The organism is Ruegeria sp. N11 (assembly GCF_056531525.1).
The window spans coordinates 40,140-59,936 of record NZ_JBQFLX010000005.1 but is presented as its reverse complement, the minus strand read 5'-3'; the positions used below and the strand labels follow the sequence as shown (position 1 = coordinate 59,936).

Genomic DNA, 19,797 nt, shown 5'->3' with positions numbered 1-19,797 from the left:
AAGAAATACACCAGTGAGACACAATATGACCGAAGCCGAGCGTATCCTTCTTGATCTTCTCAACGTTGAAAGGCTTGAACAGGACCTGTTTCGGGGCACCGGATCCGGCGGGGAAACCCCGACAAGAGTATTCGGGGGTCAGGTCATAGCCCAAGCGCTGGCCGCGGCTTACAGGACCGTGGACGACCGGCTATGCCATTCGCTTCATGCGTATTTCATACGAGCCGGAAATCCTGATATTCCGATAATATATCAAGTGGATAGAGCACGAGATGGAGGTTCTTTTACGACTCGCCGGGTTGTTGCGATCCAGAACGGGAAACAAATCCTGAACTTGTCGGCGTCTTTTCATATTCAGGATGATGGATGGGATCACCAACATCCCATGCCAGAGTCGAATTCACCGAACTCGTATCCCGCGCGATCAGAGTTGTATCACAAGTTGCTGGATCAAGTTCCGAAACGGCTGCATGGCGAGCTGCTTCGGGAACGTCCGATCGAAGTTCGCGAGGTCAATCACCACAGCCCGATCCATCCGGTGAAATCCGATGACCGCAACCAAATCTGGTTTCGCATGTCAGCAGCGGCTGACACTGATCCAATCACACAGCATCTGTTGTTGGCATACGCGTCAGACATGTACCTGATGACGTCAGGGATGCGGCCGCACGGCCTGAGCTGGTATACTGGCGAAGTCAACAGCGCCAGCTTGGATCATGCGTTGTGGTTCCATGCGCCAGTCAATTTCGAAAACTGGCATTTGTATTCGATGGATTCCCCATGGACAGGCCGGGGTCGCAGTTTTAACCGCGGTTCGATCTTTTCTCAGAATGGCGAACTTGTGGCGTCTGTCGCACAGGAAGGCCTGATGCGGAAGGCTGTCAAACAAGGTTAGAAAATTCTGCTAACAAATTGTTTTAATTTCGGATTGCTGCCAGTTAGCAAGGTGTCACCACGGGCGTAGAAACCTGTATATTACCATAATACCGATTATGCGTATCTGTGTATCCTTTAAAATTGACAGTCAAGTTTACGTCAACTCACGAACCTCTGAATAAAATCTTAGCGACGGCAACCACCCAGCTGCCAAATAGCAGCCGAGTGGCAGAATGCTCGCCGTGTCACTACAGTGCCAATTACTGCACTCGGATTCCGGCGCTTAGAAAAACGCCTGCAAGCCGGTTTGGGCCCGCCCCAGGATCAATGCATGGACATCGTGAGTGCCTTCATAGGTATTCACGGTCTCCAGATTGACCATGTGGCGAATAACGTGAAACTCCAGAGAGATACCGTTGCCACCGTGCATGTCGCGTGCCAGACGCGCGATATCCAGAGCTTTGCCACAATTGTTGCGCTTCACGATCGAAATCATTTCCGGCGCAGCTTCGGCCTGGTCCATCAGGCGTCCGACCCGCAGGCTGGCCTGCAGCCCCAGCGCGATTTCGGTTTGCATGTCAGCCAGTTTACGCTGGAACAATTGCGTTTGCGCCAAGGGACGATTGAATTGCTTGCGGTCCAGTCCATACTGGCGCGCGCCATGCCAGCAGCATTCAGCAGCCCCCATGACCCCCCAGCTGATGCCGTATCTTGCGCGGTTCAGACAGCCGAATGGACCTTTCAGACCCTGAACATGGGGCAGCAATGCGTCTTCACCAACCTCTACGCCATCCAGAACGATTTCACCGGTAATTGATGCGCGCAGACTCAGCTTGTTCTGAATCTTAGGGGCGCTCAGACCCTTGAGGCCTTTTTCAAGCACAAAACCGCGAATTTTGCCGTCATGCGCATCGGATTTGGCCCAGACAACAAACACATCCGCGATCGGTGCATTGGAAATCCACATCTTGCTGCCGGTCAACCGATAGCCGCCATCGATCTTTTCAGCGCGGGTCTTCATGCCTGCCGGGTCCGAACCCGCGTCCGCCTCGGTCAGACCGAAACAACCAATCCACTCTCCGCTGGCCAGCTTGGGCAGGTATTTTTGCCGCTGTTCTTCACTGCCATAGGCATAGATCGGATACATCACCAGTGAGCTTTGCACCGACATCATCGATCGATAGCCGGAATCCACACGCTCGACTTCACGCGCCACCAGCCCGTACGAGACATAGCCGGCACCGATCCCGCCATATTCTTCGGGAATCGTGGTGCCCAGCAAACCCATTTCGCCCATTTCGCGAAAAATCTCGGGGTCTGTCTTTTCCTCCTCGAACGCCTGCGTAATCCGGGGTTGCAGCTTTTCCTGAGCATAAGCACGGGCGCTGTCCGCAATCATGCGTTCGTCTTCGTTCAGCTGATCAGACAGGCGAAAAGGATCATCCCAGGCAAATTTACCAAGATCCGGGGTATCCTTGGCGCGCAAGGTGGGTTTGGGGGTCGGGGCGTTCATGATCATTCTCCGCTCAGTCGGCTTCGCGGCAAAATAACCCGGAGCGCTGGCAAAAGACAGCAAGAGTTTAGCAATCACCCATGAGTGAATCGCATAGTTTCTGACCGGGCCGCCCTACCCCTTGTTCAGCCCAAGGCGTAGCCAGCACCACGTACCGTGCGCACCGGATCGTCGCCCCCATGCTGTGTCAAAGCCTTGCGCAGGCGTCCGATATGCACGTCAACTGTTCTGGTATCGACATAAATGTCCCGCCCCCAGACCCGGTCCAGCAATTGCTCGCGGCTCCAGACCCGGCCTGGCTTTTCCATGAAAGTGCTGAGCAGGCGAAACTCGGTCGGGCCAAGTTTCAGCGGTTTGCTGTTGCGGCTGACTTTGTGTGTCTCGGAGTCCAGAACGATATCGTCATACTCCAGCCGCAGACCAACTGTCGCCGGACGCACACGCCGCAGTTGGGATCTCACCCGTGCCATGAGTTCGACGACTGAATACGGCTTGACCACATAGTCATCCGCGCCGGTTTCCAGCCCACGCACCTTGTCCACCTCTTCCGTACGGGCCGAAAGCATGATGATCGGAATGGAGCGCGTATCCGGCCGGGTTTTCAGACGCCGGCAAACTTCGATCCCGCTGAGATGTGGCATCATCCAGTCTAGCACGATGATGTCCGGGCTATCCTCATCGACCAGCAGCAGGGCTTCGTCACCGTTGGCGGCTTTTGAGACGCGAAACCCTTCTGCTTCAAGATTGTAGGCCAGCACTTCGCGCTGCGCGGGTTCATCCTCGACAACCAGAACTGTGGGCTGATCAGCGGACATGATCGCGATCTCCTAGAAGGTTTGCGAGGTGATATCAGCCTTGGGCCGCGCCTCGGAGGGTCGTTCACCGGTAACGAGATAAACAACCTGCTCAGCGATTGCAGTGACATGGTCGCCCATACGCTCGATGTTCTTGGCGATGAAATGCAAATGCATGCAGGATGAAATATTGCGCGGATCCTCGGCCATGAACGTCAGGAATTCGCGGAACAGACCGTTGTACATCTGGTCCACCTCTTCGTCCCGTTCGATCACGTCAGCCGCCAGTTCGGCATCGCGCTGGATATAGGCATCCAGGGCGTCCCGCAGCATACGCTCGACCTCGCGCGCCATACGGCGCAGAGCCGCAGCGCTTCCGTTGATCTCGCCTGCGTTGACCAAAACCGTGGTACGCTTGGCGATGTTCTTGGAATAATCGCCAATGCGTTCCAGGTTGGCCGAAACCTTCAGGACCGACAACACCAGCCTCAGATCGCCGGCCGTCGGGGACCGCAGCGCAATCAGACGCGCGGTTTCTTCGTTGATCAGTTCTTCAAGCGCGTCAATGGCCTTGTCGCCCTGCCGGACTTGCTGCGCCAGTTCCTCGTCGCGCGTCTCAAGCGAGCGGGCCGAGCTCATGATTGCGGCCTCGACCAGACCGCCCATCTTCATGATGTGGGCCTGGATCGTTTCAAGGTCGCGGTCGAATGCGGATGCAATATGTTGTTCGGTCATATCTGGTTACCTGTGCTCAGCCGATCCGGCCTGTAATGTAGCTTTCCGTTCGGGGATCCACCGGGTTGGTGAAGATCTGGCCGGTTTCGCCAAACTCGACCAGGTTGCCCAAATGGAAGAAAGCGGTCTTCTGGCTTACACGGGCAGCCTGCTGCATCGAATGGGTCACGATCACCACAGAATATTGCGCGCGCAGCTCATCGATCAGTTCCTCGACTTGCGCCGTTGCAATCGGGTCCAGCGCCGAACAGGGTTCGTCCATCAGCAGAACCTCGGGCTCGGTCGCGACGGCGCGGGCGATGCACAGGCGTTGCTGCTGACCACCGGACAGACCTGTGCCCGGGGCATCCAGCCGGTCCTTGACCTCATCCCAGATCGCACCCCGGCGCAAGGATTTCTCAACGATCTCATCCAGTTCTGCCTTGTTCTTGGCAAGGCCGTGGATGCGAGGGCCGTAAGCGACATTGTCGTAGATCGACTTGGGGAACGGGTTGGGCTTCTGGAACACCATCCCCACTTTGGCGCGCAGCTGCACCGGGTCAACACGCTTGTCATAGATGTCTTCGCCATCCAACAGGATATCACCTTCGACACGGCAAATGTCGATCGTGTCGTTCATCCGGTTCAGGCAGCGCAGGAAGGTGGATTTGCCGCACCCCGACGGGCCGATGAAGGCCGTCACCTTCTTGTCTTCGATCTCCACGTTCACGTCCTTGATGGCGTGGGCATCGCCGTAATAGACCTGAACGTTTTTCGCGGCGATCTTGATTTCTTCGGAGTCCACGGTTCTCTCCACTCGTGTCATGTCGTTCATTTTTGCCTCCACTTACCAGCGGCGTTCAAAGCGGCGGCGCAGGATGACCGCAATCGTGTTCATTGTGACGAGGAAGATCAACAGAATGATGATGCCCCCCCATGCGCGTTCGTAAAAGGCCGGGTCGGCGCGCTTGGACCATTCGTAGATCTGAGCCGGCATGGCCGAGTTCGGGGACAGGAAGCCCGCAACGATTCCGTCGGGCGGGTTCGAGGCGATAAAGCCCACCATCCCGATCAGAAGCAACGGAGCCGTTTCACCCAGCGCCTGCGCCAGACCAATGATGGTTCCGGTCAGAATACCGGGTGCGGCCAAGGGCAGAACATGGTGGAACACCGCTTGCATTTTTGAGGCCCCTACCCCCAACGCTGCATCGCGGATCGACGGCGGCACGGCCTTCAGCGACGCTCGGGTCGATATGATGATCGTCGGCAAAGTCATCAGCGTCAGCACCAGACCGCCAACCAGCGGAGCGGACGTTGGCAGGTGCATGTAGTTGATGAACACGGCCAGACCCAGGATACCGAACACGATGGACGGAACGGCAGCAAGGTTCGAGATATTCACCTCGATAATATCGGTCAGGCGGTTCTGCGGTGCGAATTCCTCGAGATAGATCGAGGCTGCAACACCAATCGGCAATGCCAGCGCCAGCACGACGAACATCATGAACAGCGAACCCAGCATTGAGACGCCGATCCCTGCCGCCTCGGGCCGTTGGTCGGACGCATCGGCGCCGAAAATGAAGTCAGGGTTAAAGGCTTTGTATAGAACACCGGCATCGCGCAATTGGTCGACAAGATCCAGCTGTTCAGCCGAGATGCTTTTGTCGTTCACGATCGACTCGCGACTTACGCGCCCCTTAAGGTAGCCGTCAACGCGGCTGTTGGTCAGAAAGCGAAAGCTGACCGTTTCGCCGATCTTGTTCGGGTTTGCGATGACGTAGTTCCGCAATTCTGCCTGCGCCGCCTTGGACAGGATCTTCCCCATTTCCTTAGGCTTCAGGTCTGTTTGAATGCCTAGCTTTTCAACTTCGGATTCCAGCGCAGCCGAAATTAGCGGTGCGTATCCGAAGGTCGACACTTTCTTGATTTCGTCAATGTTACGGTTGCCCTTTTTGTCCAGCTTGCTTTCCAGCAGGTCCACGTCCAGCTCGACATAGGTTTGCTGAAAGGCGCCGGTTCCGGCGGTGACGATATTCGTCACCAGCACAACCAACATCAGCAGCCCGACGCTGATTGCCGCGATCCCGTAAATCTTGAAACGGGATTCGGCTGCGTTCCGACGCTTGGTTCGGGCATCCTGCTCGAACAGAGAGCCGCCTTTGGGCTTGGCCGCAGGTGCGGAGGCGGGCGATTGGGACAAATCGGTCATTCGTACTGCTCCCGGTATTTGCGTACGATGTAGAGGGCGAGGATATTCAGGCCCAGCGTGATCACAAAGAGTGTCAGACCCAGCGCGAACGCGACCAGCGTTTCAGGGCTGGCAAAGTCGGTATCACCTGTCAACTGGCTGACGATCCGCGTGGTGATGGTGGTCATCGCTTCGAATGGGTTGCCCGAGAACTTTGCAATCGCACCAGCGGCCATCACAACGATCATCGTTTCACCAATGGCACGGCTGGCGGCCAGCAGAATTGCCCCGACGATGCCCGGCAGCGCTGCGGGCAGGATCACATTGCGCACGGTTTCCGAATGCGTGGCCCCAAGGCCGAGAGAACCGTCACGCATGGATTGCGGTACAGCGTTGATGATGTCGTCAGACAGCGAGGACACGAACGGAATCAGCATGATCCCCATCACCAGACCGGCCGTCAGAACCGCGTTGGAACTGGCCATCCAGCCCACCCCCAAAGCGCCACCATCACCAAAAAGGGAAACAAGCGCGGGACCAACCGTCAGCAAGGCAAACAAACCGTAAACGATGGTCGGGATACCGGCCAGAATTTCGAGCAGAGGTTTGGCAATCGACCGGGTCGCACCGGATGCATATTCCGACAGGTAAATTGCGGCGAACAGACCGATCGGCACAGCAACCAGCAGCGCAATCAGCGAGATGTATAGCGTGCCCCAGAGCAGCGGCAGAATCGACAGCTCACTTCCGCCACGGAAGTTGGGGGCCCAGGTGGTTCCCAGGAAAAAGTCTTTCCAGGAATGCAGCTGGAAGAAGTTCATAGTCTCGAACAACATCGACAGAACGATGCCGACGGTTGTCAGGATTGCAATCGACGCGGCGAGCAGCAACAGCGCTAGAACCCCCTGCTCGACCACATTGCGAGCCCGGAAATCCTTGTGCGTTCTGATATAGGCAAAAGCGGCACCAAACAGAGCAATCGCCAGAACGACGACCTGCATTGCCACCTTCCCGGTTGACGTCATGCTGCGGTACTTCTGCGCTGCCACCAAAATTGGCTGTGTGATGTCTTGCGTCAGAACCTGTCCGGACTCTTTCAGCGTTTTGGTCAGGGCTTCGATATCGGCATTGCCATCCCGGGCCTGCGCCTCAGCCATCGCGCCACTGGCCACAGCGCCATCCAGTCCATATGCGACCCGGCGGACCTCGCTCATGACTAGGCCGCGATCTGAACCCTCGGGGATCGCTTGATCAGGAATAAGGCCGGAAACAGTGCTGTTCACGATCATCGGCTGCACCAGCAGCCAGATGATCAGCACACCCAATGCCGGAACCAACGCGGTCAGAGCAACGTTGTAGCCATAGTATGATGGCAGAGAATGCAAATCACGGGCCTCTCCAGCCGCGCTCGCCAATGCACGGGACCGGCCCGCGGAAAATCCAATCACTGCCAGTGCAAGCAGGATAACCAACAGCCAGGATAGCGCCATGAGAACTCCGTAATGATTGCAGAGTAGGAGTCAAAAGGAACCGGGACGCGAAGAAAACGCCCCGGTTCCGTTCATATGAATATTTAGGAACCGCCGCCCAGAACAGTTTCGTTGGCTACGGTTTCCTGTACCTTGACCAGCTCGGGGTCGGATACCAGGCCGTATTCTGCCAGTGGGCCATCGGGGCCTGCGATCTCGTCAGCGACGAAGAACTCGGCATACTCTTTCAGGCCGGGGATCACGCCGATGTGGGCCTTCTTCACGTAGAAGAACAGCGGGCGCGAAACAGGGTATTCGCCAGATGCGATCGACTCGGTCGAAGGAACGATGCCGGACATAGTCGCGACCTGCAGCTTGTCGGTGTTGTTCTCATAGAACGCCAGACCAAAGACGCCGATGCCGTCCTTGTTGCTTTCGATACGGGCCAGTGTTTCGGTGTAGTCGCCGTCGATGTCGACCGAAACGCCGTCGGTACGCAGCGCGATACAGGCTTTTTCAGCGGCTTTCTTATCGTCGCCGTTGGAAGCCCTGTAGACGTCGAAGTCGCCCAGATGCTCACAACCGGCCAGGATCACCTTGTCTTCGAACACTTCACGGGTGCCGTGCTTGGTGCCCGGGATGAAGGCTGCGATCGGCTGTGCCGGGAAGTTCGGGTTCACGTCGGCCCAGGTTTTGTTCGGGTTGTCGACCAGTTCACCGTCAACGACGATCTGAGCGGACAGGGCTTTGTACCAGTCTTCCGGCGTGAACTCGAACGAGTTGCCGTTGATGTCGGATGCGAAAACGATGCCGTCATAACCGATCTGAACTTCGATGATGTCAGTCACGCCCTTGTCGGCACAGGCCTTGATTTCCTTTTCGCGGATCTGGCGCGACGCGTTTGCAACGTCGATGGTGTTTTCGCCAACACCTTCACAAAAACGCTTCAGACCCGCCGAGGAACCGCCCGATTCAACAACCGGTGTCGGGAAGTCAAAGTTTTCACCGAAGGCTTCAGCAACGATCGAAGCGTAAGGCAGCACGGTTGACGAACCGGCAACCTGTACCTGATCACGCGCAGCAGCAGTAGTCGCCGAAACGGCCGCGATGGCCAGTGCAGAAGCCGACAGTTTTACAAAGGACATTTCAGTCTCCTTGACAAAGATATGTAGTGATCATCCCCATGATGATCTTGGGCGAACCCCTAAGAGGCGCGCGTAAGCCTTTTGTGACAGGTGTGTAACAGTTTCATGACAAGCCGGAGGAAAGTTGCATAACTTTGCGCAAAGCTGTCATGCATTTGCCGCAAGGCTTCCGTGAGCAGGTTTCAGGTTTCGCTGTGTCCGATGGGAAGGATCACAGTGAACGTTGTGCCCTGCCCCAATTCGCTTTCCACACGCAACCGGCCGCGATGCCGGTTGACGATGTGTTTTACAATCGCCAGCCCAAGTCCCGTCCCCCCCAACTGACGTGACCGGTGGCTGTCGGCCCGATAAAACCGTTCCGTCAGCCGGGGCAAATGTACTGAGTCGATACCTGGCCCCTTGTCCGCCACCTGAACACGCACAGACGGGCCACGTACGGTCGCGTCACGCTCCAAAAGCTCAAGCGTGACATCAACGACGCCGCCGCTGCTGCCGTATTTGATGGCGTTCTCGATAAGGTTGGTGAAGACCTGACGCAGTTGATCGGCATCACCCGGCAGCGACACGGAATCCGGCGGCGCGTTCAGAGACAAAGCGACTTGCACATCCTCTGCCAGCGGGCGCAGCGTGTTTATCGTTGATTGCAACAGCCCCGTCAGGTCCACTGCTTCCTTTGGCCGGATACGTTCCTCGCTCTCGACCCGGTTTAGCGACAACAGATCGCCCACCAGACGGTTCATCCGGTTCGCCTCATCCATCATGATCTGCAGGAACCGGTCCCGCGCGGCCTCATCCTTTCGGGCCGGGCCACGCAGTGTTTCAATGAACCCCATCAGGGCGGTCAAGGGGGTGCGCAACTCGTGACTGACATTGGCTACAAAGTCCCGCCGCATCTGGCTTGCCTGTTCCAGATGGCTCACGTCCTGAAAGATGGCCAAAACTGCTCCGCCGGAAACGGCACCGACCCCGTTTACGTATCTGCACTGAACCTCGAACGTGGTGTCCTGCGCACCGTCGTTGGACAGATGCTTTGTTCTCGCGGCCCCTTTCGTGCTCAGGCTTTGCTCCATCGCTTCGATAACCTGAGGCTGCCGCAGGATGGTTGCGAAATGCCGGCCATGAATGTTGCGGCCCAACAGAGTTATGGCATCAGTGTTGGCAGCAACGATCCGCTCTGTCTGGTCGACCATCAATGCTGGCATGGGAATGGCCGAAACAAATTCGTTTAGCTGATCTTCTGCCATTGCGCGGCCTTTCTACTTGTCTCTTCAAAAGGCCTATGAAATCGGCTTCAGGGTTTCACGAAATTTCCGCATATTGTCCTGATAGTGCAGCGCGCTGAGTGTAAGCCGCTGCGCCGTCGCCTCATCCACCTGGCGCACGACCTTTCCGGGCGATCCCATGACTAGGGAATTGTCCGGAATCTCCTTGTTTTCGGTGATCAGCGCCCCGGCCCCGATCAGGCAGTTCTTGCCGATCCTGGCCCCGTTCAGAACGATGGCACCCATCCCGATCAAGGTATTCTCACCGATTGTGCAGCCGTGCAGCATGACCTTGTGGCCAATGGTGCAATTGGCCCCGATGGTCAGCGGGAAACCGGCGTCGATATGCATGACGCAGTTTTCCTGCACATTGCTGCCCGCACCCACGCGAATTTCCTCGTGATCGGCGCGGATGGTGCAGCCGAACCAGACCGAGGCGCCTTGCTCCAGCACGACCTTCCCAATCAAATTGGCGTCGGGCGCAACCCAGGTATCCTCGTGAAGTTGCGGTGTGTGTTCGCCCAATGCGTAGATGGTCATGACAAACCCTCGAACTCACTTTGCAATGTCCGCACATGATCCTGCAACGCGGGTTGCTGAATGCGGCGCATTCGCTCGGCGCTGACGATCGTCTTCAGCTTTTCTTCGGTTGCATTCAGATCGTCATTGATCAGCACGTAATCGTAATACCCCCAATGGCTGATTTCGTCCCAGCTTTTGAGCATCCGTTTGGCGATCACTTCTTCACTGTCCTGCCCCCGGCTTTCCAACCTGCGTCGCAATTCCGGAATCGAAGGCGGAAGAATAAAGATCGAAAGCGCATGTTTGCCCAGATCCGAGTTCCGGATCTGCACCTCACCCTGCCAGTCGACATCGAACAGGACATCCTTGCCACTGTTGATCGACTCGCGAACCGGACCTGCGGGAGAGCCATAGAAGTTTCCGAAAACATGCGCATGTTCCAGCATCTGACCGTCTGAAACCTGCTGACGGAACGTGTCTTCGCTTAAAAAATAGTAATCGCGCCCGTGTTCTTCGCCCGGTCGCGGCGCGCGGGTTGTTGCCGAAACTGAAAACTCCAGCTCTGTGTCCCAACTCATCAACCGTTTGGCCAGCGTGGATTTGCCCGCGCCCGATGGCGAGGACAAAATGATAAGAAGGCCTCGTCTATCCGCCATATCCTTACGCTCCGATCTTATTCCACGTTTTGCACTTGTTCGCGCATTTGATCTATCACAGCCTTAAGTTCGAGGCCTACGGCGGTAAGCTCCGCGCTTTGCGCCTTGGAACACAAGGTGTTGGCCTCGCGGTTGAACTCCTGCATCAGAAAATCCAGCTTGCGTCCTACCGCACTGTCCTGCGCCAGCAAAGTGCGGGCGGCGATCACGTGGGCACCCAGTCTGTCAATCTCTTCGGTGATGTCCGCCTTAACGGCGATCAGCGCAAGCTCTTGCGCGACGCGGTCCGGGTCCGCACCCTGAGCGTTGTCCAGAACGCGGGCCAGGTTCTCCTGCAACGCCTCGGCAGCCTTGCCTTTGCGCTTTTCGGCCAACTCAGCCGCCTGAGCTGTCAGCGCCGCGACCTGATCCAGTTGCCCGTCAAGTATACCGGCCAACGCTTTCCCCTCGGCCCGCCGCATGTCGATAAAGGCGCCCAGAAGTGCAGGAAATTCAGACTGAAGATGTGCGACCAAAGGCGCGGCATCGTCCGTATCATTGCCCGCTTCCATCATGCCTTTCAACGCAAGCAAATCTGCGGCACAGGATGGCGCAAGCGTCAAGCCACGCGCTGCAGCCATGTTTTCTGTTCGAGCCAGCGCATCCAATGCCGATTCCATCGCGGTTTCATTCAGCACAAGATCTGGTGCCGTTTCTTCGCGGCTCAGCCGCAACGACAAAGTCACATTGCCGCGGCTAAGAGATTTGGACAGTTCCCCCCGCAAGGCGGCTTCCAATCCGGTCAGCCAATCCGGCAGGCGCAGGCGCATGTCCAGACCCTTGCCATTCACGCTGCGGAGCTCCCACGTCCAGCTATGCGGCCCGAAAGCCCCCTTACCCGAGGCAAATCCGGTCATGGATCTGATCATGCCTGCCCTTTCTGTCGATGCCATTTCCTGCGTGCTTGCCGCACCTAATGCCATAGACCGCCACAGGGCAAGACCTTGCTGTGATTGCGTGAACTCCCGGAAGTTAACCATTCGTTAAAGAATTCCTCCAAAATTGAGTTAACCCGTGCCAATCTTCCTTTCATGGTTGTTGGAACGCCTATGGCCGTAATGCGTAGCATTTTATGAAAATGGCGTTTGATTGGTACGGGGTGACGAAAGTGAAGTCTCTTTTCGGGAATGGTTCCGGGTCCAAATTTGGAAAGATCGTTGCAATGGATCGTTTTGACAGTGGGCGCAGTCTTACTCCGATCCGTCAGGCCGAAGCCTACTGGACGGCTCTTTTAACCGGTGACGGCGTTCCGATGCGGTCACAGATCGACCCGCGCGGACTTGAGAATATTCTGGAATACACCTTTGTTCTTGAACGTATCGCCCCCGGTCTGGCGCGGTTCCGCCTTGCAGGCAGCCATCAGACCAAACTGGCTGGCATGGAAGTCCGCGGCATGCCCCTTACCGCATTTTTCGAGGCCTCTGCGAGGCGGCAGATTACCGAAGTTCTGGAACGGGTTTTTTTCGGAACCCGCGCTGGCAGAGATGGACCTGCTCTCAAAAGGACGTTTGGGCAGCGCGCGTTTGCAGGCACGCATGATCCTTTTGCCACTGAGAAGCGATCTGGGCGATGTCAGCCGGATACTGGGCGTGATGGTCAGCGACGGCACCATTGGTGCCACCCCCAGACGTTTTGCGATCAAGGAAAGTCGGATCCGCGCTGTTTCCGAAATCCAAGCCCCCCAAAACGTACAGAAACAATTGGCCGAGGGGTTTGCCGAGAAACAAGAAGGGTTCAAACACCCCGCCTCTCATTTGCGGCTTGTCGTTTCGCGAAAGGATTGAACTAATCCGATCAAATGAAAACGGCGGGCACCATGGCCCGCCGTTCTGCTTTTCTGGGAAGCACTATCAGCTGGCTTCGCGCTTAACGCGGTCGCGGCGGAGGTTGGTCAGTTCCTCAGCGACCAGGAACGCCAGCTCCAGCGACTGGGACGCATTCAGGCGTGGGTCGCAGGCGGTATGATAGCGGTCTGACAGGTCTTCTTCGGTCACGGCCCGCACGCCACCGGTGCATTCGGTCACGTCCAAACCTGTCATCTCGAAATGAACGCCGCCGGGGATGGTGCCCTCGGCCTGATGCACACCGAAGAAGTCGCGCACTTCGCGCAGGACCGAGTCGAACGGGCGGGTTTTGTAGCCCGTGGCCGACTTGATCGTATTGCCGTGCATCGGATCGCAGACCCAGGTCACCTTGGCGCCCTCTTCCTTGACGGCCTTGATCAGGCGCGGCAGATGCTCGCCCGCGTTACCCGCACCAAAGCGTGCAATAAGGGTCAGGCGGCCTTCTTCATTCTCCGGGTTCAGCCTCGACATCAGAACCTTGAGGTCTTCGGCCGTTGTGGTCGGGCCGCATTTCAGTCCGATCGGATTCTGAACGCCACGGCAGAACTCGACATGCGCACCGTCAGGCTGACGGGTGCGGTCGCCGATCCAGATCATGTGACCGGAGCCAGCCAGCCAGTTGCCGGACGTGGAATCAAGCCGCGTCAGGGCCTCTTCATATTCCAGCAACAGCCCTTCGTGGCTGGTGTAGAACTCAACCGTCGAAAACTCATGCGTTGTATCCGCCGTGATCCCGGCTGCGCCCATGAAATCGATGGTGTCCTGAATACGATCCGCGATCTCGGAATATTTCTGGACATCCTGTTTGTCGGTGAAGCCCAGTGTCCAGGAGTGGACACGGCTCATGTCCGCGAATCCGCCGGTCGAAAATGCGCGCAACAGGTTCAGCGTGGCCGCCGCCTGCGTGTAGGCCTGAAGCATCTTGTCCGGATTCGGAATCCGCGCCTCGGGCGTGAAGGCCAATTCGTTGATGATGTCACCACGATAGCTGGGCAGTTCGACGCCATCCATCACCTCGGTCGGGGCGCTGCGCGGCTTGGCGAACTGGCCGGCCATGCGGCCGACTTTGACCACCGGCACCTTTGCACCATAGGTTAGAACCATCGCCATCTGCAGCATCACCTTGAAGGTGTCGCGGATCGCGTCCGCGCTGAATTGTTCAAAACTTTCAGCACAATCCCCGCCCTGCAGCAGGAAGGCTTCGCCGCGACCGGCGGCACCCAGATGTTGCTTGAGGCGCCGCGCCTCACCGGCAAAAACCAGCGGGGGATACTGCGAAAGCTGGGCCTCGACCTTGGCCAGGGCGGCCGCGTCGGTATAGTCTGGCATCTGAACCCGTGGCTTGTTGCGCCAGTCCGTTTTTTGCCATTCTGTCATAGCTTTGATCTCCGCTGAAGTAGTCAGGTCGCCTCTATACAAAATGTATTGAAGAGTGACCATATCCCATTTGCGCCCCTTGACGCCGCAAACAAGCTTTGGTCATGGTGACTGATAAAGCTGACGCCGGGAAAACGATCACCCGGCGCCGAATCAAGGACATCACGCCATGAAAGAGCAACGCCAAGTTGTCACGGTGCCAGACACTGCGTCCAATCCGCAAAACTTTGTTTTCGTTTTGCTGGACAAATTCTCACTTTTGTCCTTTGCGTCCGCGCTGGACAGCCTGCGGATCGCCAACCGCATGGCCGGTCGCCAGCTTTATACGTGGTCACTGGTGGGCGAAGGCGGTGAGACCGTCAGTTGTTCCGCCGGAACAACCTTCAAACTGGACGCCGACCTGATCGAACTGCGGCGCGACGAGGTTGTCCTGATCTGCGGCGGTGTCGATGTTCAGTCCGCAACCACGAAAAAAGTGCTGAACTGGTTGCGTCGCGAGGCACGCCGAGGGCTCAAGGTCGGCGGGCTGTGTACAGCGGCTTACACGATGGCAAAGGCCGGTCTTCTGGACGGAAAACGGGCGACGATCCACTGGGAAAACTCCGACAGTTTCATCGAGGAGTTCGATGAAGTGGAACTGACCAAATCGGTGTTCCTGATCGACGGCAATCGCATGACGACCGCAGGCGGTACTTCGTCCATCGACCTGATGCTCAAGCTGATCGCTGATGAATTCGGTGAGGATCTGGCAAACGCCGTGGCCGACCAGATGATCTATTCATCGATCCGCACAGATCAGGATACGCAGCGGCTGTCGACCCCGACACGGATCGGTGTGCGGCACCCCAAGCTGAGTCAGGTCATTCTGATGATGGAAAAAAACATCGAAGAGCCGATTTCGCCTTCGATTCTGGCGAAAGAAGTCGGCATGTCGACCCGCCAGCTGGAGCGTCTGTTCCGTCGCTACCTAAGCCGATCACCCAAGCGGTATTATATGGAACTGCGTCTTCACAAGGCCCGCAACCTGCTGATGCAGACGGATATGAGCGTCATTAACGTGGCACTCGCCTGCGGCTTTGCCAGCCCTTCGCATTTCTCGAAATGCTACCGGGCGCACTACAACACGACCCCTTATCGTGAGCGCGGAACGCAAAGCGGGCGGTTGTCGGTTTAAGGGCCGCGCGGTTGGCGCTCTCAGCGTGACATCCTGTAAACCGCGCCCTGCCCCACGGAAATGAACCAGATTGCCCCATCGGGACCTTCGACGATGTCCCGCACACGCTCGGTCATGGGGCCTTTGATCTGTTCCACCTCGCGCAGCGGAGAACCTGCCAGACGCGCGATATAGTCAAACTTGAGCGACCCGACAAAGATATCCCCCTTCCACTTGGGCCACATTTTGCCGGAATAGACAAGCAATCCCGAAGGGGCGATGGAGGGGTCCCAGTAATGTTCGGGCTGCTTCATACCCGGCTTCGACGTGCCTTCACCGATCTTCTGACCGGAATAGTGAACACCGTACGAGATAACGGGCCAACCGTAATTGGCGCCGGGCTGAACCAGATTGACCTCGTCACCACCCTTGGCCCCATGTTCCGACACCCACAAACGGCCCCGGGCGTCAAGCCCTGCGCCCTGCGGGTTTCGATGGCCGTAAGACCAGATTTCAGGCCGTATCGCGGCCTGACCCACGAAGGGATTGTCTGCGGGAACTGAGCCATCGCGATTGATCCGGATGACCGTCCCCAGATGATTGGACCTGTCCTGGGCCGCAGGACGGTCCCCACGCTCGCCCAGCGTCACGAATAATCTGCCATCCGTTGCTTCGACCACGCGCGAGCCGAAATGGCGGCCTCCTGATCCGCCCGGGACGGCCTGGAAAATGATGCGGACGTTGGTGAGCTTTTTGCCGTCTTCCGCAAGACGCGCCACCGCGACCGCTGTGCCGGCACCACCCTGTTGAGCTTTGGAGAAGGTAAGGAAAATCTCTCTGCTACGCGCGAAATCACGTGCGATTGTGACATCCAGCAAACCGCCCTGCCCCGATGCGATCACGGCAGGCACACCCGAGACCAGATGTTTTCTGTCCCCGTCGAAGTACAAAAGATCGCCGTCTCGCTCCGTCACCAGAAATATGTCGTCGGAGATGATCCCGATCGCCCACGGCGTATCCAGCCCGGTGGCCATTTCCTCGACACTTACCGGGCCTTGCGAGGTTTGCAGTTCGTCCGCCCATGCGGTCACAGCAATCCCCAGCATCGAAAGAATCGCGCAAACCCTGATCATCATTACCCTCCTGCTTTGGCCAGACGCCCAAGTTTTGGTTAAACCCAACAAAACAAATAGAGTTCGGACAAGCAAAAGCACTTTTTCGTTAGGACTTTCCTTTTTCGCATTGCTTGCCTAGGGTCATGGCCGGACGTTAACGTTCCAATATGGGAGTAACCTTATGAAAAAGCTGCTAACAGCAACTGCAGCAACCGCTTTGCTGGCCGGTACCGCCATGGCCGAAGATGTCAAACTTGGTATCCTGTTCGGCTTCACCGGCCCAATTGAATCACTGGCACCGGCGATGGGGTCCGGCGCAGAAATGGCGATGGCCGAAGTCACGGAATCCGGCAAACTTTTGGATGGCGCAACCGTCACCGGAACCCGGGCCGATACCGGCTGCATCGACAACGGTCTGGCCACCTCGAACGGCGAACGCATGATTGCCGATGGCGTTGCCGGCATCATCGGCGGCGACTGCTCGGGTGTGACCGGAGCGATCCTGCAGAACGTCGCAATCCCGAACGGCATGGTCATGATCTCGCCGTCGGCAACGTCGCCCGGTCTGTCGACCATGGAAGACAACGGCCTGTTCTTCCGCACCGCACCTTCGGATGCGCGCGAAGGTCAGGTGATGGCAGACATTCTGAAAGACCGCGGCATCAACTCGATCGCTCTGACTTACACCAACAACGATTACGGCAAGGGTCTGGCGGACGCGATCCAGACTTCGTTCGAAGCAGCTGGCGGTGAAATCACCATTGTTGCGGCGCACGAAGACGGCAAAGCCGACTATTCGGCCGAAGTTGGCGCTCTGGCGTCGGCAGGTGGCGATATTCTGGTGGTTGCCGGTTATCTGGACCAGGGCGGTCTGGGCATCATCCAATCGGCACTGGACAGCGGTGCATTCGACACGTTCGGTCTGCCCGGCGGCATGATCGGTGACTCGCTGCCCGCGAATGTGGGACCAGACCTGAACGGCTCGTTCGGTCAGATCGCCGGTTCGGGTGGTGAAGGTGCCGAGAAGTACTTTGCCATGGCCGAGGCCGGTGGCTTCGACGGCTCGTCGCCTTATTCGCCTGAATCCTATGACGCCGCCGCGTTGTTCATGCTGGCCATGCAGGCCGCTGGGTCGACCAACCCGGCCGACTACGGTGCCAAGATCATGGACGTCGCCAACGCTCCGGGTGAAAAGATCTATCCGGGTGAACTGGCCAAGGGTCTGGAACTGCTGGCTGCAGGTCAGGACATCGACTATGTCGGCGCCTCGGGCGTGGAACTGATCGGCCCCGGCGAGAGCGCTGGTTCTTACCGCGAGATCGAAGTGACCGACGGCGAAAACAAGACAGTCAACTTCCGTTGACGCCTCAGCACAACTTATAAATCGAGCAGCCCGGGCCTTGTGTCCGGGCTGTTTCAATGACAAAAGACCGCACCTCTTCTCTGGGGATGGGACAACAAGAACGCCGAACAGGGCGGCAAGGGGATAATATGATCGTCGTCGAAGACGTGCATAAGCATTTCGGCGGGTTTCATGCGGTGGATGGGGCATCGCTGGAAATCCAAAAGGGTTCAATCACCGGTCTGATCGGGCCGAACGGGGCCGGAAAAACCACTCTGTTCAACGTGATCGCCGGGGTACTGCCCCCCACAAGCGGAAAAGTGTTCATGGACGGCGAGGACATCACCGGCCTGCCTCCGCATGAGCTGTTTCACAAGGGCTTGCTGCGCACCTTCCAGATCGCGCACGAATTCTCGTCGATGAGCTGCCGCGAAAACCTGATGATGGTTCCCGGTGCCCAATCAGGGGAATCGCTGTGGAACACGTGGTTCGGACGCAAGCGCATCGCAGATGAGGAACGCGCTTTGCGCGCGAAAGCCGACGAGGTTCTGGAGTTCCTGACCATCGAGCATCTGGCCGACCACAAAGCCGGTCAGGTTTCGGGTGGGCAGAAGAAGCTGCTGGAACTTGGCCGCACCATGATGGTCGACGCCAAGATCGTGTTTCTGGATGAGGTCGGCGCGGGCGTGAACCGCACGCTGCTGATGACCATCGCCGACACGATCCTGCGCCTGAACAAGGAACGCGGCTATACGTTTGTGGTCATCGAGCACGACATGGATTTCATCGGCAAGATCTGCGATCCGGTCATCTGTATGGCCGAGGGCAAGGTGCTGGCCGAAGGTACGCTGGACGAAATCAAGGCCAATGAGCACGTGATCGAAGCCTATCTGGGCACCGGTTTGAAAAACAAGGACAAGCTGGAGGCCCAAACATGACCGCTGGCACGAGCGACAATCCCTATCAGGATGACCACGGCAACAAGGACGCCTCGATCACCAACACCCGCGGTGCCGGCACCATGACGCCTGCACACAGCAAAAGCGGCGAAACCCACAGGGTCGAAGGTGGTCCCTTTCTGATCGGCGACACGATGACGGGTGGCTACGGCAAGGGTCCGGATATTCTGCATGACTGCACCATCGCCGTCGACAAGGGCGAAATCGCCGTGATCGTTGGCCCGAACGGAGCCGGCAAATCGACCGCAATGAAGGCCGTTTTCGGAATGCTGGACGTCCGGTCCGGTTCGGTGCGACTGGACGGCGAGGATATTACCAACCTCACCCCGCAGGACCGTGTGATCCGGGGGATGGGGTTTGTGCCGCAGACCTCGAACATCTTCACTTCGATGACGGTGGAAGAAAATCTGGAGATGGGCGCCTTCATCCGGCGCGACGACATCAGTCAGACGATGGAGCAGGTCTATGACCTGTTTCCCATCCTGCGCGACAAACGCAACCAAGCCGCCGGAGAGCTGTCGGGTGGACAGCGCCAGCAAGTCGCCGTGGGCCGTGCGCTGATGACTCAGCCCAAAGTTCTGATGCTGGACGAACCGACCGCCGGAGTCTCACCCATTGTGATGGATGAGTTGTTTGACCGGATCATCGAGGTTTCCCGCACCGGGTTGCCGATCCTGATGGTGGAACAGAACGCCCGTCAGGCGCTGGAGATCGCGGACAAGGGATATGTGCTGGTTCAGGGGCGGAACGCCTATACCGGCACGGGCAAGGAACTGCTGGCCGATCCCGAAGTTCGTAAGAGTTTTTTGGGGGGGTGAGAATGCGACCA

General features: G+C 57.6%; 19 protein-coding genes and 1 pseudogene. 7 read left to right on the top strand and 13 right to left on the bottom strand.

Annotated features, from left to right (window positions below):
- Nucleotides 1–25: 25 nt before the first annotated feature.
- The gene (locus tag ACR0J8_RS06705) at nucleotides 26–895 is read left to right on the top strand and encodes an acyl-CoA thioesterase (protein ID WP_480524086.1); all 870 of its coding nucleotides are present in this window, start codon (nucleotides 26–28) and stop codon (nucleotides 893–895) included.
- 264 nt (nucleotides 896–1,159) lie between these two features.
- On the opposite strand, the gene ACR0J8_RS06700 is transcribed toward ACR0J8_RS06705, so the two are convergent.
- The 11 genes from ACR0J8_RS06700 to ACR0J8_RS06650 form a co-directional block, all read right to left on the bottom strand.
- Nucleotides 1,160–2,389 (bottom strand): acyl-CoA dehydrogenase, encoded by a 1,230-nt coding sequence (locus tag ACR0J8_RS06700; RefSeq protein WP_480524087.1) that lies wholly within the window; start codon nucleotides 2,387–2,389, stop codon nucleotides 1,160–1,162.
- Nucleotides 2,390–2,514: 125 nt separating this feature from the next.
- Complete coding sequence (phoB, locus tag ACR0J8_RS06695) at nucleotides 2,515–3,204, bottom strand: phosphate regulon transcriptional regulator PhoB (RefSeq protein WP_480524089.1); 690 nt, start codon at nucleotides 3,202–3,204, stop codon at nucleotides 2,515–2,517.
- Between the two features lie 12 nt (nucleotides 3,205–3,216).
- Nucleotides 3,217–3,918: a phosphate signaling complex protein PhoU gene (gene phoU / locus ACR0J8_RS06690; RefSeq protein WP_480524091.1), complete on the bottom strand. Its 702-nt coding sequence runs from the start codon at nucleotides 3,916–3,918 to the stop codon at nucleotides 3,217–3,219.
- Nucleotides 3,919–3,934: 16 nt separating this feature from the next.
- Complete coding sequence (gene pstB / locus ACR0J8_RS06685; RefSeq protein ID WP_170677121.1) at nucleotides 3,935–4,732, bottom strand: phosphate ABC transporter ATP-binding protein PstB; 798 nt, start codon at nucleotides 4,730–4,732, stop codon at nucleotides 3,935–3,937.
- A 12-nt stretch (nucleotides 4,733–4,744) separates the two neighbouring features.
- Nucleotides 4,745–6,106 (bottom strand): phosphate ABC transporter permease PstA, encoded by a 1,362-nt coding sequence (gene pstA, locus ACR0J8_RS06680; RefSeq protein WP_480524093.1) that lies wholly within the window; start codon nucleotides 6,104–6,106, stop codon nucleotides 4,745–4,747.
- A complete protein-coding gene (pstC, locus tag ACR0J8_RS06675; RefSeq protein ID WP_480524095.1) occupies nucleotides 6,103–7,575 on the bottom strand; it encodes a phosphate ABC transporter permease subunit PstC in 1,473 nt (490 codons plus the stop codon). The genes pstA and pstC overlap by 4 nt, the downstream gene beginning before the upstream one ends.
- An 83-nt stretch (nucleotides 7,576–7,658) precedes the next feature.
- A complete protein-coding gene (locus tag ACR0J8_RS06670; RefSeq protein WP_480524097.1) occupies nucleotides 7,659–8,699 on the bottom strand; it encodes a substrate-binding domain-containing protein in 1,041 nt (346 codons plus the stop codon).
- Between the two features lie 182 nt (nucleotides 8,700–8,881).
- Nucleotides 8,882–9,943, bottom strand: coding sequence for a sensor histidine kinase (locus tag ACR0J8_RS06665; protein ID WP_480524099.1), 1,062 nt, complete (start codon nucleotides 9,941–9,943; stop codon nucleotides 8,882–8,884).
- Between the two features lie 33 nt (nucleotides 9,944–9,976).
- Nucleotides 9,977–10,501 (bottom strand): gamma carbonic anhydrase family protein, encoded by a 525-nt coding sequence (locus ACR0J8_RS06660; protein WP_480524101.1) that lies wholly within the window; start codon nucleotides 10,499–10,501, stop codon nucleotides 9,977–9,979.
- Nucleotides 10,498–11,139 carry a guanylate kinase gene (gene gmk, locus ACR0J8_RS06655; RefSeq protein WP_170615024.1) on the bottom strand — a complete coding sequence of 214 codons (642 nt, stop codon included), beginning with the start codon at nucleotides 11,137–11,139 and terminating at the stop codon, nucleotides 10,498–10,500. Before gmk ends, ACR0J8_RS06660 begins: the two co-directional genes overlap by 4 nt.
- Nucleotides 11,140–11,156: 17 nt before the next feature.
- Nucleotides 11,157–12,047 carry a YicC/YloC family endoribonuclease gene (locus ACR0J8_RS06650; protein WP_480524103.1) on the bottom strand — a complete coding sequence of 297 codons (891 nt, stop codon included), beginning with the start codon at nucleotides 12,045–12,047 and terminating at the stop codon, nucleotides 11,157–11,159.
- Between the two features lie 203 nt (nucleotides 12,048–12,250).
- Between ACR0J8_RS06650 and ACR0J8_RS06645 the strand changes: the two are divergent.
- Nucleotides 12,251–12,583 (top strand): annotated as a pseudogene (locus tag ACR0J8_RS06645) (PAS domain-containing protein); the annotation flags it as partial.
- Nucleotides 12,584–12,713: 130 nt separating this feature from the next.
- The gene (locus ACR0J8_RS06640; RefSeq protein ID WP_480889505.1) at nucleotides 12,714–12,962 is read left to right on the top strand and encodes a hypothetical protein; all 249 of its coding nucleotides are present in this window, start codon (nucleotides 12,714–12,716) and stop codon (nucleotides 12,960–12,962) included.
- Between the two features lie 66 nt (nucleotides 12,963–13,028).
- On the opposite strand, the gene ACR0J8_RS06635 is transcribed toward ACR0J8_RS06640, so the two are convergent.
- The gene (locus ACR0J8_RS06635) at nucleotides 13,029–14,399 is read right to left on the bottom strand and encodes a class II 3-deoxy-7-phosphoheptulonate synthase (protein WP_480524107.1); all 1,371 of its coding nucleotides are present in this window, start codon (nucleotides 14,397–14,399) and stop codon (nucleotides 13,029–13,031) included.
- A gap of 169 nt (nucleotides 14,400–14,568) precedes the next feature.
- Between ACR0J8_RS06635 and ACR0J8_RS06630 the strand changes: the two genes are divergently transcribed.
- The gene (locus tag ACR0J8_RS06630; RefSeq protein ID WP_480524109.1) at nucleotides 14,569–15,573 is read left to right on the top strand and encodes a GlxA family transcriptional regulator; all 1,005 of its coding nucleotides are present in this window, start codon (nucleotides 14,569–14,571) and stop codon (nucleotides 15,571–15,573) included.
- A gap of 20 nt (nucleotides 15,574–15,593) precedes the next feature.
- Here ACR0J8_RS06630 and ACR0J8_RS06625 read toward each other — a convergent pair whose 3' ends face one another.
- Nucleotides 15,594–16,685, bottom strand: a complete 1,092-nt coding sequence (locus ACR0J8_RS06625) for a PQQ-dependent sugar dehydrogenase (protein ID WP_480524133.1) — start codon at nucleotides 16,683–16,685, stop codon at nucleotides 15,594–15,596.
- Between the two features lie 163 nt (nucleotides 16,686–16,848).
- On the opposite strand from ACR0J8_RS06625, the gene ACR0J8_RS06620 reads away from it, so the two are divergent.
- From ACR0J8_RS06620 to ACR0J8_RS06610, 3 genes are all read left to right on the top strand, one after another.
- Nucleotides 16,849–18,030, top strand: coding sequence for an ABC transporter substrate-binding protein (locus ACR0J8_RS06620; protein WP_170615018.1), 1,182 nt, complete (start codon nucleotides 16,849–16,851; stop codon nucleotides 18,028–18,030).
- A 128-nt stretch (nucleotides 18,031–18,158) separates the two neighbouring features.
- Complete coding sequence (locus tag ACR0J8_RS06615) at nucleotides 18,159–18,947, top strand: ABC transporter ATP-binding protein (protein ID WP_480524111.1); 789 nt, start codon at nucleotides 18,159–18,161, stop codon at nucleotides 18,945–18,947.
- Nucleotides 18,944–19,786, top strand: coding sequence for an ABC transporter ATP-binding protein (locus tag ACR0J8_RS06610; RefSeq protein ID WP_170806362.1), 843 nt, complete (start codon nucleotides 18,944–18,946; stop codon nucleotides 19,784–19,786). The genes ACR0J8_RS06615 and ACR0J8_RS06610 overlap by 4 nt, the downstream gene beginning before the upstream one ends.
- Nucleotides 19,787–19,797: the final 11 nt, after the last annotated feature.